General features: G+C 65.3%; 19 protein-coding genes. 14 read left to right on the forward strand and 5 right to left on the reverse strand.

What is annotated here, in order from left to right; translation table 11 throughout:
* Positions 1 to 12 precede the first annotated feature (12 nt).
* A complete protein-coding gene (locus FIV42_RS16010) occupies positions 13 to 237 on the reverse strand; it encodes a hypothetical protein (RefSeq protein WP_141198662.1) in 225 nt (74 codons plus the stop codon).
* A 163-nt stretch (positions 238 to 400) separates the two neighbouring features.
* On the opposite strand from FIV42_RS16010, the gene FIV42_RS16015 reads away from it, so the two are divergent.
* From FIV42_RS16015 to FIV42_RS16050, 8 genes are all read left to right on the forward strand, one after another.
* Positions 401 to 919: a helix-turn-helix domain-containing protein gene (locus FIV42_RS16015; protein WP_141198663.1), complete on the forward strand. Its 519-nt coding sequence runs from the start codon at positions 401 to 403 to the stop codon at positions 917 to 919.
* Between the two features lie 171 nt (positions 920 to 1,090).
* Positions 1,091 to 1,270: a hypothetical protein gene (locus FIV42_RS16020; RefSeq protein ID WP_141198664.1), complete on the forward strand. Its 180-nt coding sequence runs from the start codon at positions 1,091 to 1,093 to the stop codon at positions 1,268 to 1,270.
* Positions 1,271 to 1,456: 186 nt separating this feature from the next.
* Positions 1,457 to 2,065, forward strand: coding sequence for a hypothetical protein (locus tag FIV42_RS16025; protein WP_141198665.1), 609 nt, complete (start codon positions 1,457 to 1,459; stop codon positions 2,063 to 2,065).
* A gap of 69 nt (positions 2,066 to 2,134) precedes the next feature.
* Complete coding sequence (locus FIV42_RS16030; protein ID WP_141198666.1) at positions 2,135 to 2,473, forward strand: hypothetical protein; 339 nt, start codon at positions 2,135 to 2,137, stop codon at positions 2,471 to 2,473.
* Entirely contained in the window at positions 2,463 to 2,885 is a 423-nt protein-coding gene (locus FIV42_RS16035; RefSeq protein WP_141198667.1) for a hypothetical protein, read from the forward strand. Before FIV42_RS16030 ends, FIV42_RS16035 begins: the two co-directional genes overlap by 11 nt.
* Positions 2,886 to 2,972: 87 nt before the next feature.
* Positions 2,973 to 3,716, forward strand: a complete 744-nt coding sequence (locus tag FIV42_RS16040) for a metallophosphoesterase family protein (RefSeq protein WP_141198668.1) — start codon at positions 2,973 to 2,975, stop codon at positions 3,714 to 3,716.
* 1 nt (position 3,717) lies between these two features.
* Positions 3,718 to 4,239, forward strand: coding sequence for a hypothetical protein (locus tag FIV42_RS16045; RefSeq protein ID WP_141198669.1), 522 nt, complete (start codon positions 3,718 to 3,720; stop codon positions 4,237 to 4,239).
* Between the two features lie 136 nt (positions 4,240 to 4,375).
* Entirely contained in the window at positions 4,376 to 5,773 is a 1,398-nt protein-coding gene (locus tag FIV42_RS16050; RefSeq protein ID WP_141198670.1) for a hypothetical protein, read from the forward strand.
* A gap of 351 nt (positions 5,774 to 6,124) precedes the next feature.
* On the opposite strand, the gene FIV42_RS16055 is transcribed toward FIV42_RS16050, so the two are convergent.
* Positions 6,125 to 6,910: a hypothetical protein gene (locus tag FIV42_RS16055; protein WP_141198671.1), complete on the reverse strand. Its 786-nt coding sequence runs from the start codon at positions 6,908 to 6,910 to the stop codon at positions 6,125 to 6,127.
* 230 nt (positions 6,911 to 7,140) lie between these two features.
* On the opposite strand from FIV42_RS16055, the gene FIV42_RS16060 reads away from it, so the two are divergent.
* The 6 genes from FIV42_RS16060 to FIV42_RS16085 all read left to right on the forward strand — a co-directional run bounded on the left by FIV42_RS16060 (position 7,141) and on the right by FIV42_RS16085 (position 11,312).
* On the forward strand, positions 7,141 to 7,512 hold the full coding sequence (locus FIV42_RS16060; protein WP_141198672.1) for an ArsR/SmtB family transcription factor: 372 nt from the start codon (positions 7,141 to 7,143) through the stop codon (positions 7,510 to 7,512).
* Complete coding sequence (arsB, locus tag FIV42_RS16065) at positions 7,509 to 8,585, forward strand: ACR3 family arsenite efflux transporter (RefSeq protein ID WP_141198673.1); 1,077 nt, start codon at positions 7,509 to 7,511, stop codon at positions 8,583 to 8,585. Before FIV42_RS16060 ends, arsB begins: the two co-directional genes overlap by 4 nt.
* A gap of 54 nt (positions 8,586 to 8,639) precedes the next feature.
* A complete protein-coding gene (locus FIV42_RS30735; protein WP_141198674.1) occupies positions 8,640 to 9,494 on the forward strand; it encodes an arsenate reductase/protein-tyrosine-phosphatase family protein in 855 nt (284 codons plus the stop codon).
* 139 nt (positions 9,495 to 9,633) lie between these two features.
* Complete coding sequence (locus tag FIV42_RS16075; protein ID WP_141198675.1) at positions 9,634 to 9,924, forward strand: hypothetical protein; 291 nt, start codon at positions 9,634 to 9,636, stop codon at positions 9,922 to 9,924.
* A gap of 56 nt (positions 9,925 to 9,980) precedes the next feature.
* Complete coding sequence (locus tag FIV42_RS16080) at positions 9,981 to 10,769, forward strand: DUF3293 domain-containing protein (protein ID WP_141198676.1); 789 nt, start codon at positions 9,981 to 9,983, stop codon at positions 10,767 to 10,769.
* A gap of 90 nt (positions 10,770 to 10,859) precedes the next feature.
* Positions 10,860 to 11,312 carry a PaaI family thioesterase gene (locus FIV42_RS16085; RefSeq protein ID WP_141198677.1) on the forward strand — a complete coding sequence of 151 codons (453 nt, stop codon included), beginning with the start codon at positions 10,860 to 10,862 and terminating at the stop codon, positions 11,310 to 11,312.
* Here the strand turns inward: FIV42_RS16085 and FIV42_RS16090 are convergent.
* The 3 genes from FIV42_RS16090 to FIV42_RS16100 all read right to left on the reverse strand — a co-directional run bounded on the left by FIV42_RS16090 (position 11,309) and on the right by FIV42_RS16100 (position 13,918).
* On the reverse strand, positions 11,309 to 12,172 hold the full coding sequence (locus FIV42_RS16090) for a hypothetical protein (protein ID WP_141198678.1): 864 nt from the start codon (positions 12,170 to 12,172) through the stop codon (positions 11,309 to 11,311). The two genes, FIV42_RS16085 and FIV42_RS16090, sit on opposite strands and share 4 nt — an antisense overlap.
* 125 nt (positions 12,173 to 12,297) lie before the next feature.
* A complete protein-coding gene (locus tag FIV42_RS16095; RefSeq protein ID WP_141198679.1) occupies positions 12,298 to 12,996 on the reverse strand; it encodes a hypothetical protein in 699 nt (232 codons plus the stop codon).
* 136 nt (positions 12,997 to 13,132) lie between these two features.
* A complete protein-coding gene (locus tag FIV42_RS16100; protein ID WP_141198680.1) occupies positions 13,133 to 13,918 on the reverse strand; it encodes an SDR family oxidoreductase in 786 nt (261 codons plus the stop codon).
* Positions 13,919 to 14,037 lie beyond the last annotated feature (119 nt).

Raw genomic sequence — 14,037 nt, forward strand, 5'->3', positions numbered from 1 at the left:
CACGGGGGCCGATCAGCGGTCTTGGGGCACCTCGCCGTCGCCGCGGCAGGTCTGGCAGATCCAGAGGATGTTGCCGAGCTCGATGCGCTCGTAGACGCCGTCGATGTAGTCGACGACGACCTCCGGGGTGGCGCCCTGGCCGTGGCAATCTGGGCAGGGCCGGTTGCCGAGTCGCGTCGATTGGCCTCGAGACGCGGGGCGGTGGTGCTGGGTCGAACTGTCGAGTGGGCTGCTCATGGCGCGCTCCTGAGTGGTTATTAGCTTCGCAAGAGCAGGTTAATAGCAAATAAGGGCGAGGTCAAGAGCAATTGCAAGAGCAGGCGGGCAGGTGGTTGCCAAACAGCCCAGAACGGGCGTATGGTGGGTTCTACAGCGTTCCGTATGAACAAGGCATGCGCGTATGAGCGGAGAAAAAGAGCTTCGTAAGCTATTAGGTGAGCGGATCGCGCGCCTGCGCAAGCAGGCCGGGCTGAGCCAGACCAAACTTGGTAAGCTAATCGGCGGGGTGCATCAGACGATGATCTCGCAGATCGAGGCGGGTGATCGGGGCATTCCCGACGAGCGCCTGTCGGCGCTGGCCGGGGCGCTGGGGGTCGACGAGGCCGAGTTGACCGTGGACTCGCTGGGCGAGTCGGGCTCGGGAAAGGTGAGTTCCGAGGAGCTGCGCTCGGCTTGGCGCGATCGGGTGGCGATGGATCCGTCGCTCGATCCCTTCGTGATGAACATGCTGATGATGGTCTCCGCGCCCGTGTTTCGTCCGGCGGGCAACTGGCTCATCCATGTTACCGTCGAGCAGTTTGCCCGCGAGACCGGCCGCGACCTCCAGCGCGTCGAGCAGCACTGGCAACAGATGGTCGACACCCCTTATCTCGAGCGTGTCGGCGAGGTCGAATGGGCCTTCTGGATGACCTTTCCGTGACCTGAACACCTCACGCGCAATTTTCCCATCAACCGGCCACGCGGCCGGTTTTTTATTGTTATACGATCATTAAATCGAGATTTGGACGTTGATCGGGTGCCAGTTTGGATCCATAATACTGAACAAATGACTAGGTGTTTGTTCAGTAGTTGACCTGGGGGCACTCCCGAAATGAAAAGACTCACCCGCGACAAATGGCTCGACAAGGTGGTCACGGACAAGAGCCTCGCGGACACGGACGTTACCGCGCTGATTCAACTGTACCCATACCTCGACGCATCGAAGACTTACGAGTTCCGGCCCAAGCAACTTCCCCCTGGCCAGAAGGCCCACGCCCGATCCCCTCGATGAGGAGCTTCGCCTCGATCTCGGGTAGCGAAGGCGCTCGCCACCGCTCTTGAAAAGCCCTCTGTTTGCTAGTACTGTGCTTATATATGCTAATGGGTGGCTGAGCACCCGCTTCGACGCCGCGCAGCGGCTCATCAGAAGCGAGGTGAGGCAGCCAACATCCCTCCCTCGAGAGCACCGCCCGAGATCATGGACGCTTACGAACAGATCCTCGAACGGTGGGCGTACGACTACGTCCCCCCTGACGACCTCCCCAGATTACTGTGCAAGCGCGCACCGCAGTTCGACTCGGCCAAGCAGTTTGGCTTTTTCGCCCGCGTCGTCATTGACGAGTGGCAACATGGGTGCCCCGGACTCTGGTCGAGTTGGAGCGCGTTCGCCGAGATCGAGCGGCTCGGCGTCAAGGTGCAGACTTCCCGCGACCCGACGGCCTATTCGGGGCCGCCGACTTACCACGTGCGACTGGTGCGCGAGGTGCTCGAGGGCGCGGTCGCACAGTTGGGCGGTGGAGAGGCCGGGAGTGAGCGCGCCCGGGACCTGGTGCAGGCGTGGGGCCAGATCGACATCTTGGGCCGCACGCTGCGAGCGGTGGCCGCCGACTTCGGTGTTTCTTCGTCGACCCTGCACGATCGGGTGACGCGGGCGCGCACCGCGGTGTACGCCCAGTTGGTCGCCGAGGGGCTGGCCTGCGGGGCTGCCTCGACGCGTCACCGGCGAAAGGTGCTCACCTATCGCGCGAGCAGGGGCCGAAAAAAGTCGTCACGCGACCGATCAAACCCCCACTCATTTTCCGCATAAATAGGTGGAGGGGATGCGACCCTCACCCAATCGAACCACACGCCTTTGAGCGAACCACACGGAGCCGCGATGTCCGACCAGTACGACCCCCAACAATGCATGCCCATCGAGGGCTTCGACGGCCAGTACGCCGTCTGCCCAGATGGCACCGTCTGGTCGCTGCACGACGACGAGCCGACGAAAAAGCAGACCTTCGCCGGCGAACATGGCCCGCGTGTGGCGCTCTACCGCTTCGGCCGCCGCGTCTACCAGCCCTACGTGCACGTGTTGGTGCGCCGGGCGTTCGGCGACGAGCGGCCCGAGCCAAGAGACCTCGGGTGGTATATCCGCGAGCACTATGGCGACGCCGACGAGGTCGAGGAGTGGATTCAAGACACTTTTTCCCAGGAGTCGACCGATGCCGACTGAGACAACCTTACTTGAGATTTTGCCCGAGGACGTCGCGCCCTATGTGGCGCTGGCGTTCATCGTCTGGTGGCTGACGCGCAACACCTACAAAGACGGAAACCAGGCCCACGTCGACCTGCTCGACCGCTACGAAGCTCGCTTCGGGCGCCTGGAGAGCGCATTGAGTAACGTCAGCCAGGAGCTCGAGCAGAAAACCGCCGAGCTGGAGGAGGCCAAGCGTGAGCTGGCCGACGTGCGCGAGCAGCTTCGGGCTGCACGCGAGGCCGAGCGGCGCTGCGCCGAGCGTATGGAGGCCCTCGAGGCCCGCTACGAGACGCGTATTGCCGAGCTCGAAGACGAGATCGAGGAGCTGCGCCAGCAGGGCCGCACCGAGGCCGCGCCGAGGATGAGCGCGCTCGGGCAGTTTCCCTGAGCGCTGCCCCCCTCACTCCCAACAACCAACCTTCACAAGGAGAAAGGCCGACGGGCAACCGTCGGCCTTTGCTTTTCTGGAGCGACTATGAAGCTCATTCACCTGACTGATTTACACGTCTCCGAGCGCAGCGGCGCTGAATACCATCACCTGCGTCGGCTCGTTGCGCACATCATCGAGCACCACACAGACGCGGTGGTGGTCATCACCGGCGACCTGGTCGACAGCGGTCGCGCCGACGAGTTCGAGGTCGCCGCCGAGATTCTCGACGCGCTGGCAGCCGACTGTCGGCTCATGCTTGTGTGCCCCGGCAACCACGATGTCGAGTGGATGGGGACATTCGGCGGGCTCGACCGGCGGCCGTTCGGCGCCTTTCGGCGCGCCCTGACTTGCGCCCGCGAAGGCTACCCGTACTGCATGACGGTCGACGGGGTGCAGATCACCCTGATCGACACCACCGCCGAGGCCCGCGGGCTGGGCGACCTGGCTCGCGGCCGGGTGGGCTACCGCCAGCGTCAAGAACTCGCCCGCTACCTCGAAACCGGCCAACCGCACACGCGCGTGGTCGCCGGCCACCACCACCTGTACGACGACGACCTCGGCCTCGAGTTGGTCGACGCCGCCGAGATGCGCGCGGTGTGCGCCCACCGGTGCAACCTGTACCTCATGGGCCACGACCACCATTGGGGCCTATGGCGCGAGGTCGACGGTGTTGGCTGGATCGCGGACGGGGGCAAGAGCACGCGCCCCCACCGCGGTCGGCTTCGCTACCGCCTCTTCGACATCACCGATGACGCAATCTCGTGCAATACCCAGACGATCGAGGTTTGAAATGCCAAAATCTTCCAATCCGAACGTTTCTCGCTGGTGGCCCCTGGTGCGCGACACGCGCGTGCAGATGGGCCTCTCCGAAGACACCTATCCCGACGAGGTCGTTCTCGCCTTGATTGACGTCGAGAGCGACGGCGATGACCGAGCCCACCGCCCCGGCTCCCAATTCCACGGTTTGCTGCAGATGGGGCGCTACGCCGGCATCGACGCCGGCCTGGACGACGCGGGACGGGACACGACCCGCTCGTTGATGGGCGACGGGGCCGAGGCGTTGCGCGCCTTTTTCACCTATCAGGAGCGCTACGCCCGCCGGCACTGCTATCAACCCTCGCGTATCGCGGCGCTGTGGAAGGCCGGGCCGGGCACGCTCGCGCAGGCCAACCGGCTGCTGCACCGCGGCCGGACGCTCGACGATGCGCTCGCCGAGGCCGCCGATCGGTACGACGTGCCCAACGTGGTCGAATACGTGCGTCGGTTCCGCGCGGCGCGACAAGTGTGGAGGCAGTGGCTCGACGCTGCTTGAGGGAACCCCATTTCTCCGGCCACGCCCTGTCCATGCGGTTATGCCACGCCTTCGGCTGCGCTTATGGGGGACTTGTGCGCGAGGAGCCCAATCGCCATGATGCTTCGACCACAATAGTTCATGTTTGGGGTTGGCGATGAGCACCCAGAGCGTCCATATCGAGAAGAAAGATTGGGAGTTGGCCGACACGAGCGCGCGTCTGCTCGACGCGTTGAGGGCGCACCATGACGCCGGGGCGTGGGTGGGTGTACGCGAGGCGGTGCGCGTGTCGGGGGTTCCGGAGCACCTGTGCGAGCCGGCGCTGGCGTTCTTGGGCACCGCCCGCGGGGCCGACGTGCGTCTCAATGAGCACGACGAGGTCGAGTATCTGTTCGAGAGTTTCGCGCCCATGCCAGGGCTGTTGAGCCTGCCGGGGTGGCTCCGTCCCTGGGCGCACCGGCTTCGCAGTGGCGCGGCGGCCTTGGGCCGGTTCGGCGCGGCGGTCGCCCTGAGCTTGGTCACCGCGACGATCGCGCTGGTCTATCTGGGGTTGGTCCACGAGTTGTCGTTTCCGGGCCAGCCCGTGGTCCAAAACGTGCTGCTCGGTGTGGTCGTGCTGCTCGCGCTTCCGGCGCTGTCGCTCGTCTTTTTGGTGGGGGCGGCGCTGCTCGTGTTGATCCAGTACATGGACAGCGGCTTCTTACTCGGGCTGTGCGTCTGGGCGCCGATCTTATTCGTGGGCTACTGGATCACCGTCTTTTCACTGCGCATCACCCAGGGGGTCAACCGCTGGCTGTTCGACCGGCTGGGCGGGCTGTTCTCGTTTGGTCGAGAGCGCATCGACGACCTGTCCGACGAGCGCAACTTCACCGCGCTGGTCGCCGGATGTGGGGGCCAGATCTGCGTGGCCGACCTGGTCCGCCTGTACGGCTGGGACCTCGCCCGGACCCACGAGGAGCTCACGCGGCTTCTGGTCGACTACGGCGGCGATATCGTCGTGACCGACGACGCGCAGATTCTGTACGTGTTCGAGGGGCTCGACGCCGGCGCCGACCCAGTGGGCACGCCGCCGCCGGTGTGGGAGCGCGAGAAGGCTCCGCAGGAGGTTTTTCGTCAGGAGGGCGGCCTGGTGGCCGACGCCATCGCCCTGGGGGCCTTTTTCTTCGGGGCGCTGGGCCTGTGGGGCGCGCTCGTGCTGACCGCCGATGAGTTGGCCGGGCCGGCGAGCGAGCAGGACGTCGTCGCGTTCGTGATGGCCGCCGGGCCTTGGTGGCAGGCGGTGATCGCCGGCTGCGCCGCCGTACTCGCGGCGGTGCCGGTCTACGTATTTGCCCGCCACTTCGTAGTGTGGCGCCGCCAGCGCCGCTTCGGTGAGCGACGTCGGTTCCTGGAACTCGTCGAGCTCGCCTGCAGTCACCCCGAGGGCGCCTTCGTCGACGCGGAGCGTTTTCGCAGCGAGCACCTGGCCGCCCTCGACGCCCGGATCGACGTCGAGCGCACCGAAGGCGCCAAGATCTGGGTGAGTTTTCCAGCTCTCGTCACACGGACTTCGTAAGGGAAGTGCATTCTCCGAGGAGACGATGTCAGACACCGTGTGTTTTTATAGGCGCAGGCCCTGCAGAACAGCCACGCCCGCTATTGACGGCGAGGGCAGACGACGCCCTCGCGGTGCGGCAACTGAAGGGCGGACGACTCGCGGCGCTCTTGCGTAGAGGTGCGTCTCGCCGAAAAGAGACGTAGCTTGTCGTCCATTCGATCGCCTCGCTCTGGAGCCTCTGATCGTCCGCCCATCAATGGCTGTTTCGCGCCCGACTTTCGGGGCGCCCTCAATAGCGGGCGTGACGGCCTCTGCAGGGCCGGCTCAACGTTTACCGCATGGTGTCCGACACCGTGAATCGTGATGGGTTCATTCCCCCAGCCGAATGTGCAGGCCGAGGGCGAACGCCATGAAGAAGCTCGCGCCCCAGTCTTCGTCGGTGGTCATGGGGCTTGCCATACTCAGATCCGCTGACCACCCCACACGCTCGCCCTCTCCGAGCCAGGCGCCCAGCCCCATGCTCGTGAGGAAGAAGCCGGTCGACAGCCGCTCGATCTGCTCGAAATCCGCCGAGTCCCGACTGTTGACGTAGACCGGGTTGCCCGGGTCGAACAGGTGTGTGTAGCCGCCGCCGATCATCAGGCCGCCCCACATATTGTCGGCGAAATGCCCCTCGACCGAGGCGGCGGCGTCGAAGCTCATGTAGGCGAGGTCTTGGTCGCCGCGCCCGTAGCTCAGCCCGGCGTGTAGGTAGAGCGGCGAGGAGACCTCGACGCTCGTGCCGCCGCGGCCTGCCAACAGCCACGCCATCGCCCCGAGCACCTGCTCTCCGCTGCGATACTCGACGGTCTCGGGCGTGCCGCGTTGGCGCTCCTCGTACCAACCCTGCGCCCACGACACCGAGCCATGCGCAGACACCCCGCTGCCAAACCGATGGCTCAACTGCGACTCCAGAAAGGTCGCCTCCGTCGTGACTTCCGCGCCGGCGCGCTGGGAGAAGACCGATTGGCCGGTCGGCCCCGACGCCACCACGGCGGTCGCCGTGGGACTGACCATCGGAGGCGGCGCGGTGGGCAAGCAGCCGGCCAAGGCTCCCAGGCAGATAAGGGTCCCCAGGCAGGTAAGGCAGGCAACGAATGATGTTCGGGCGCGCATTCAATCCCCCACAGAGGTCGTCGGTGGTCGAGCGTGCGCCGAATCGTAACGGAGTGTCGATCTTGCTTCCACTCTGTGGGAAGCCCAGCTTCGTAAGGGAACTCCATTCCACGACGAAGTTCATGTCATGCGGTGGTGACTGGCTCGGGAGTCTGGAAGAGTTCAGGGTTGACCCGTGCTGTTTAATCGTCTATTTGCGATGGGCGATAGGTTTCGGCACGAGGAAGAGTATGTCCACTGAATCGAAGGAATGTTGTCCGCCGCCAGCAGCGCCCGAGGAGGTCTCCGGCGCGGAGGTCTTCGACGCCGACCAGTTGGCCGCGTATGCCAAGGCGCTGGGGCATCCGGCGCGCGTGGCCATCATGCGTCTGTTGATGGAGAAGAATGCGTGCATCTGCGGCGAGATCGTCGACGAGTTACCGCTTGCCCAGTCGACCGTGTCGCAGCACCTCAAGCAACTCAAAGCCGCCGGGCTCATCCGCGGCGAGGTGGACGGCCCGAGGGTGTGCTACTGCGTCGAGCCGGCGGCCGTCGCCCGGTTTCGCGCCCTGGTGGACCTGTTCGTTTCCCCGGGCAGCCCGAGCAACGAGGAAGCTCAATGACGAGTCGAGACGTCGAGTACGACAACCTCATCGAGGGCGCCAACAAGGATATCGGCTTCTTCGAGCGCTACCTGACGGTGTGGGTGGCGCTGTGTATCGCTGCGGGCATCGCCATCGGCCAGTTCGTGCCGTTCGTGCCCGACGTGCTTGGCGAGTTGACCTACGCCGAGGTCAACCTGCCCATCGCGGTGCTCATCTGGGTGATGATCTTTCCGATGATGCTCCAGGTCGACTTCAAGAGCGTTGTCGGGGTCAAAAACGAGCCCCGGGGGCTGACGATCACGCTGGTGGCGAACTGGCTCATCAAGCCGTTTTCGATGTTCGCGATCGCCTGGTTGTTCTTCAACGTGGTCTTCGAGCCGTATATCACCCCCGAACTTCGCGGCGAGTACCTGGCCGGGGCGGTGTTGTTGGGCGCGGCGCCATGTACGGCGATGGTCTTCGTGTGGAGCTACCTGACCCGTGGCGACGCCGCCTACACGCTGGTGCAGGTGGCCATCAACGACCTGATCATGTTGTTCGCGTTCGCCCCGATCGTCATGTTCTTGCTGGGCTTGGGCGACATTTTCGTGCCCTGGGAGACGGTGCTGCTGTCGGTGGTGCTCTACGTCGTCATCCCGCTGGTCGCCGGCTACGCGACACGCACCGCGCTCATCAACAAGAAGGGAAAGGCGTGGTTCGACGAGCAGTTTCTGCCCAAGTTCGGCCCGGTGACCATGATCGGGCTGCTGGCGACGTTGGTGCTCTTGTTCTCGTTTCAGGGCGAGGTCATCCTCGACAACCCGCTGCACATCGTGCTGATCGCGATTCCGTTGATCTTGCAGACCTTCTTCATCTTTGCGCTGGCCTACGGCTGGGCGAAAGCCTGGAAGGTGCGCCACTGCATCGCCGCGCCGGCCGCCCTGATCGGCTCGAGCAACTTCTTCGAACTCGCCGTCGCCGCCGCCATCGTCTTGTTCGGCATCCACTCGGGCGCTGCCTTGGTCACCGTCGTCGGTGTCCTGGTCGAGGTGCCCCTGATGCTGGCGCTCGTGCGCATCGCCAACGGGACCAAATCGTATTTTCCGCAGTGAACAAACCCACGACTGATCAACCCAGACCGACGCGTCTCGACAAGGAGCAGTACGATGAAGAGCATTTTGTTTTTGTGTGTCGCCAACTCCGCGCGAAGCCAGATGGCAGAAGGCTTGGCGCGCGACCTCTTCGGTGACGAGGTGCGCGTGCAGTCGGCCGGCTCGAATCCGTCGCGAGTCAACCCGTGGGCGATCGAGGCGATGGGCGAGGTCGGCATCAGCCTCGACGGCCAGGCGTCGACCTCGGTCGACGACGTCGATCCGGCGTCGGTGGACACGGTGATCACGCTGTGCGCCGAGGAGGTCTGCCCGGCCTTTTTGTCCGACGCCGAGCGTTATCACTGGCCCATCGATGACCCCGACAGCGACGACCCTGGCGTCGGCGACGAGGAGATGCTCGCGCGGTTTCGCCAGGCGCGCGACAAGATCAAGATGCGCCTCGAGATCCTCGCCGCCCTCCAGAACCGACCCGAAAGCCCGGAGCCGACCGAGTTTCACGGCAGCATCCGCGTGCCCGACCTGCCGGCGGCGGCCAGGTTTTATAGCTGGCTGCTCGACGTCGAGCCCAAGGCGTGGACGCATCGGTACGTGACCTTTGTGAGCGAGAAGCTTCGCACCAATTTTGTGATTCTGGTCGACGACGGCAAGACGCTGCACCACGACACGCTGTATCACCTGGGCATCGCTCTGGCCGACAAGGACGCCGTGGTCGACGCGTATCACCGAGCCTGCGAAGCCGGCTTCCACGTCGAAAAGCCGCCGCGCACGACCTGGCGCGGTACGCCGCTGCACGAGCTGTGGCTCAAAGATCCCGGCGGCAACCTCATCGAGCTGTATGCCCGACTGACCGAAGAGGAGTTGGCTCAGATGCCGGCAGATAAGGAGCCGGTCTTTCTGGTGGCGACCTAAGCGGATCGGTGGCGAGGTGAGCGGAGGAGGGTGGAGGAGGGTGGACGCATTGACCCGAGCAAGCGGCGCGACGAGGCTTGAGCCAGCGGGCGTCGATGGATAGTCTGCGGCCGCTCTCTCGACGGTAGGAATCAAAGCAATGCGCCATCTGCACACGGTCACCGAGACTTTTCAAATCACCGGCGTCGGCCTGGCGGTCGCCCGCTACTCGCTCGACGAGTTGGAGGCGGAGGGGATCGAGTTCGGGCAGCGCTTCGAGGTCAAGGTCCACACCCCCGACGGGGCGGTGTGGCGCACCCAGGCGGTGGTACCGGTGCAATTCGTCGACCCCGCGCCCGAGCGCCACGTGCGCTGCTACAGCCTCTTCTTGCCCACCGCGACCCCCGAGCAAGTGCCGGTGGGGTCGGAGATCTTCGTGCGGTTGAATTGAGGCGCCCCAAGACCCCAAGCCCCCAAACCCCAAATCCCCAACCCCCCAAGACCCCAATGAACCCCATGCTCCGCGACGCCTACGAATCCACCACCTACGTTGCGTCGACGCCACGGGGGCGGCTGCGTGTGCGTGTCGGCGAGGGGCATGCCGAGCTCGACGCGTTGCTCGAGGAGCACCACGCCGAGCAGTGGGCGTATATCACCGCCTGGAATCCCGGCTCGGAGTTGCTCAGTCCGCTGGAGAATCACGAGCGCCAAAAGGAGCTCGAGGGTGAGCTTCGCGAGGCGGGGTACACGTTTTTTCGCGGCAGCGGGGTGCCCGACAGCGATGATTGGGACGCCGAGGAGAGCGTTCTGGTCGTGGGAATTGCGCGCTCGGAGGCGGTGCGGTTGGGCGCGGCGTACGGGCAGAATGCCATCGTCTACGGTCGGTCGGGTGGGGAGGCGGAGCTTGTGTGGTGTGACGCCGAGCCCCCGCAGAGTTCGGCCGACGAGAGTTCGGCCAACAAGAGCGCGGCCGACGAGGTGGTGGACGTGTTCGCCATGCCCGCCGAGCTCCCCGGCGACGACGAGTTTTTCGAGGTGCTCGCCCGCGGCGAGGACGTGCGTGTCGAGCGGATTATCTCGCACGGGCATACCACGCCGGACGGGGAGTGGTACGACCAGGAGGACGGCGAGTGGGTCGTCTTGTTGCAGGGGGAGGCGACGCTCCTGTGGGAGGACGGGACCACGACCGAGCTCGGGGCGGGCGAGGCGGTATTTATCGAGGCGCATCGGCGGCATCGGGTGGTGCGTACCTCCAGCGAGCCGCCGTGTATCTGGCTAGCGGTGCACGGGCGCTGAAGCGCCGCGCCTCCGCGCCACAAGCAGCAGGGGGAGAACGGCAACGAACATGACGCACGTCAGTGCGGCATCATTGAGGCGTCTTTAGATATGAGCGACTTCCAACCCAAAGATCCCAACTTCGAGCAGCGTGTGCGCGACGGCTTTGCCAGGCAGGCCGTCATGGACCTCTTCGGCGCGCGACTCCTGCGCGTCGAGCCCGGTGAGGTCGACATCGAGCTGGACTACGACGAGAAACTCACCCAGCAGGGCGGCTTTCTGCACGCGGGCGTGGTGACCACCATCGCCGACAGCGCCTGCGGGTTCGCTGGCCTGACGCTGATGCCGGCGGGGTCGGACGTGCTGGCGGTGGAGTTCAAGATGAACCTGATGCGCCCGGCGGTCGGCGAGCGCTTTGTGGCCACCGGGCGGGTGCTCAAGTCGGGGCGCACGCTGACGGTGTGCCGCGGCGAGGTGTACGCGTTTGCCGACGGGGTGCGCAAAGAGGTCGCGGCGATGCAGGCGACGATGTTCTGTGTGTCGACGGCTGAGGAAAAGCCCTAGAACCGAAAGATGGCTTGCAGGCCCGCGCCGTCGGCCGAGGGGTTGAACGCGATGTCGACGGTGTCCGGCTCGGTCACCTCGACGGTGATGAGGGTGAGCACGCCGACGGCGGCCAGCCCCGCCCCGCCGTACAGCAAGTATTTGTTGGTGCGCTCGGCGATGACGATGCCGTCTTCGTAGGTCTGGTAAGCGGGGTCTTTGATGAGCGCTTCTTCGTTGCAGGCGGGCCCGGAGGCGCCGTCGCGGTCGACCTGGCAGCCGTAGCGTCGAACGAAGTAGGGCTCGACGGCGTCGATGGCGCTATCTTCGATGGCGCTCTTGAGCGGCACCGAGGCGGCGACGAGGCCGCCCAAAAAGATGGTCGTCCAGCCAAAGACCTGCCAGCCGACGCGCATCGTCGACGGCTGCGAAGGCGCGGGCAGTGGCGTGTTTGCGAAATTGGGCTGCACCTCTTGCAGATCTGCAGGTGAGCGGGTCGGTCTGGTCGACGTCGGAACGCAGCGCGCGTCAAAACCTTCCAGTGCACCGGAAGCATATTCCTGAAGTTTTTTCCGGTTCGGGGCGGCGGCCGCGACGCGGTAGGCCTGTTTTGCCGCCGCACAGTGGCCGAGTTTCTCGAGCGCGTAGCCCCGGTAGTAGGTGATTCGCGGGTCGTCGCTCGTGCGTCGGAGGTTGTCGAGCAGTTCGAGCCCGTAGCCGTAATTGCCCTCTTGGAGGGCCTGGACGGCCGCGTCGATGCCCGGTTTCGCACTCTGAGCGTACGCAGAGGGGGCTGGGAGCGAGCTGGCGGCCAGCAGCGCCAGACTCGTCAGTGTGACCAACAAAGCTCGACTTGCGCGAGCGGAGACTTGAATCGCCATCGAGTGGCCTCTTCGCAGATGAGAGAGACAAGGCTGCCCGGCGCGACGGGGTCGCGCCATCTGCGAAGATGTGATGCAAGGTGTGGGCCAGTGATGGATGCATTCGCTCCGATTTACAAAGTTACCTACAGCTTCGGACAAAACCCCTCGAACTCGCCGCGGTCGTAGTGGCCGAAGTCGTTTTTGAGCGTGTACGGATAGGAGTGCTCGCCGGTGCCGGTCTGCGGTCGGCCGCGCACGTCGAAGGAGGTGACGTCGAAGCTGCACGCGGCCAAGTACCAGGCCGAGCGGGTGCGGTCGTGCTGGAAGTCGAGGGTGTAGCTCCAGCGGTGGCCGGAGGTGCCTCCGGATTGGGTGATCGCGAAGCGGCCGTGGGAGGCTTCGAGCTCGACGGTGGGGCCGAGCATGCCGAACTCGTGTTCGGTGCGCAGAAGCTCGGCGTTCATCGCGGCGAGGCGGGCGAAGGGCTCGCCCTGGACGACGATGAGGACGTAGCGGGTGCGCGGCAGCGGGTAGCTGTCGACGCGCTGGCCGCTCTGCTTGTGTTCGACGAGCGCGACCATGTCTTGGCGGCCGTCCTGGTCGAGGTCGGCGCGCGCCCTGCCGAAGACGACCCACCCGTCGGGGACGAAGTGGTCGAGCGACTGGTCCACGGGCTGGCTGGGGCGTGTCGGTTGCGAGCGAATCGCCTGGGCGGCGTTCTGCTCGGTCGCCGACGTCGCCGACGGCGCGGCCGACGCGCCAGCGCAGCTCGCGGCGAGGGCCGCGGCGGCCAACACGACCCACGGAAGCGAAGAGATACGAGAAAGAGGCGTCAAAAACATGGTCTCACCCGATGGTTTGCTGGAAGCTCCAACGATTATCGAGTGTCAGCCTAAGTCGCCGTTGTTGTGTCGGTTTGGCGAGGGTGTGGCGATCTCGTGCAATGCGGGTGAGCGAATGTGGGCGCTCGCCGCCGAGCTACCACTCGATAGCTTGGCCGTCCCAGGCATAAAAGCCGCCGGTGTCGTCGGGGCCGAGGCCGTCGATGACCTCGAGGAGTTGGTCGACGGCGCGCTCGACCGAGAAGAGCTTTTCGGGTTTGACGTTACCCTGAAACGGCTCGCTCAGAGCGGTGTCGACGGTGCCCGGGTGCAGCGCGACGACGACGGTCTCGGGGGCCTTTCGGCCCATCTCGATGGACATCGTGCGGGTGAATTGGTTGAGCGCGGCCTTCGAGGCGCGGTAGCCGTACCAGCCGCCCAGGTAGTTGTCGCCGATGCTTCCGACGCGCGCCGACATATTCGCCCACACCGCGCGGCGACCGTGGCGAAAGAGGCTGTGGAAGTGCTTGGCCATCAGGATGGGGCCGAAGGCGTTGACCCCGAAGAGCTGGTGGAGGTTGGCCGGGTCGAGGTCGCGCAGCGACTTCTCCGGTTTGAGGCCCGTCGACGTGTCATGCAAGATGCCGGCGACGTTGAACAAAAAGTGCAGCTCGCCGACCTCGTCGCGCACCCTCTGGGCGGCCTTTGCGATCGTCGACTCGTCGGTGACGTCGAGGGCGACGAGTTTTAGCCTGTCGGGGTGGGCGCGCTCGAGTTCGACGAGCGCGTCCGACCGTTGCGGGTCGCGCGCCGAGGCGTACACGCAGGCCACGTGGTCGGCGTCGAGCAGCCGGCGGACGAACCCGAGGCCGATGCCCCGGCTGGCGCCCTGGACAAAGCAGTGAGTGGGGGCTTCGAGGTTGGCTAGGATTTGGTTCGGCATGGTCGTCCTCCGGCAAAGGGTGGGCAGCGTCGTAGTATTCGATGCTCCCGGGGCGCGAGGCGTTACGCGGCGAACCTCGCGCGCGTCGGCTGCATCTAACCGCTGGAGCTAGCTGAATC

This window comes from Persicimonas caeni (genome assembly GCF_006517175.1).
GTDB lineage: Bacteria > Myxococcota_A > Bradymonadia > Bradymonadales > Bradymonadaceae > Persicimonas > Persicimonas caeni.

Bases quoted from the DNA above. Each gene is read 5' to 3' on its own strand.
- FIV42_RS16095 (WP_141198679.1), bottom strand. From the start codon at position 12,996: ATGTTTTTGACGCCTCTTTCTCGTATCTCTTCGCTTCCGTGGGTCGTG.
- FIV42_RS16080 (WP_141198676.1), top strand. From the start codon at position 9,981: ATGAACCCCATGCTCCGCGACGCCTACGAATCCACCACCTACGTTGCG.
- FIV42_RS16100 (WP_141198680.1), bottom strand. From the start codon at position 13,918: ATGCCGAACCAAATCCTAGCCAACCTCGAAGCCCCCACTCACTGCTTT.
- FIV42_RS16030 (WP_141198666.1), top strand. From the start codon at position 2,135: ATGTCCGACCAGTACGACCCCCAACAATGCATGCCCATCGAGGGCTTC.
- FIV42_RS16010 (WP_141198662.1), bottom strand. From the start codon at position 237: ATGAGCAGCCCACTCGACAGTTCGACCCAGCACCACCGCCCCGCGTCT.
- FIV42_RS16015 (WP_141198663.1), top strand. From the start codon at position 401: ATGAGCGGAGAAAAAGAGCTTCGTAAGCTATTAGGTGAGCGGATCGCG.
- FIV42_RS16075 (WP_141198675.1), top strand. From the start codon at position 9,634: ATGCGCCATCTGCACACGGTCACCGAGACTTTTCAAATCACCGGCGTC.
- FIV42_RS16085 (WP_141198677.1), top strand. From the start codon at position 10,860: ATGAGCGACTTCCAACCCAAAGATCCCAACTTCGAGCAGCGTGTGCGC.
- FIV42_RS16090 (WP_141198678.1), bottom strand. From the start codon at position 12,172: ATGGCGATTCAAGTCTCCGCTCGCGCAAGTCGAGCTTTGTTGGTCACA.
- FIV42_RS16050 (WP_141198670.1), top strand. From the start codon at position 4,376: ATGAGCACCCAGAGCGTCCATATCGAGAAGAAAGATTGGGAGTTGGCC.
- arsB (WP_141198673.1), top strand. From the start codon at position 7,509: ATGACGAGTCGAGACGTCGAGTACGACAACCTCATCGAGGGCGCCAAC.
- FIV42_RS16025 (WP_141198665.1), top strand. From the start codon at position 1,457: ATGGACGCTTACGAACAGATCCTCGAACGGTGGGCGTACGACTACGTC.
- FIV42_RS16045 (WP_141198669.1), top strand. From the start codon at position 3,718: ATGCCAAAATCTTCCAATCCGAACGTTTCTCGCTGGTGGCCCCTGGTG.
- FIV42_RS30735 (WP_141198674.1), top strand. From the start codon at position 8,640: ATGAAGAGCATTTTGTTTTTGTGTGTCGCCAACTCCGCGCGAAGCCAG.
- FIV42_RS16020 (WP_141198664.1), top strand. From the start codon at position 1,091: ATGAAAAGACTCACCCGCGACAAATGGCTCGACAAGGTGGTCACGGAC.
- FIV42_RS16055 (WP_141198671.1), bottom strand. From the start codon at position 6,910: ATGCGCGCCCGAACATCATTCGTTGCCTGCCTTACCTGCCTGGGGACC.
- FIV42_RS16035 (WP_141198667.1), top strand. From the start codon at position 2,463: ATGCCGACTGAGACAACCTTACTTGAGATTTTGCCCGAGGACGTCGCG.
- FIV42_RS16060 (WP_141198672.1), top strand. From the start codon at position 7,141: ATGTCCACTGAATCGAAGGAATGTTGTCCGCCGCCAGCAGCGCCCGAG.
- FIV42_RS16040 (WP_141198668.1), top strand. From the start codon at position 2,973: ATGAAGCTCATTCACCTGACTGATTTACACGTCTCCGAGCGCAGCGGC.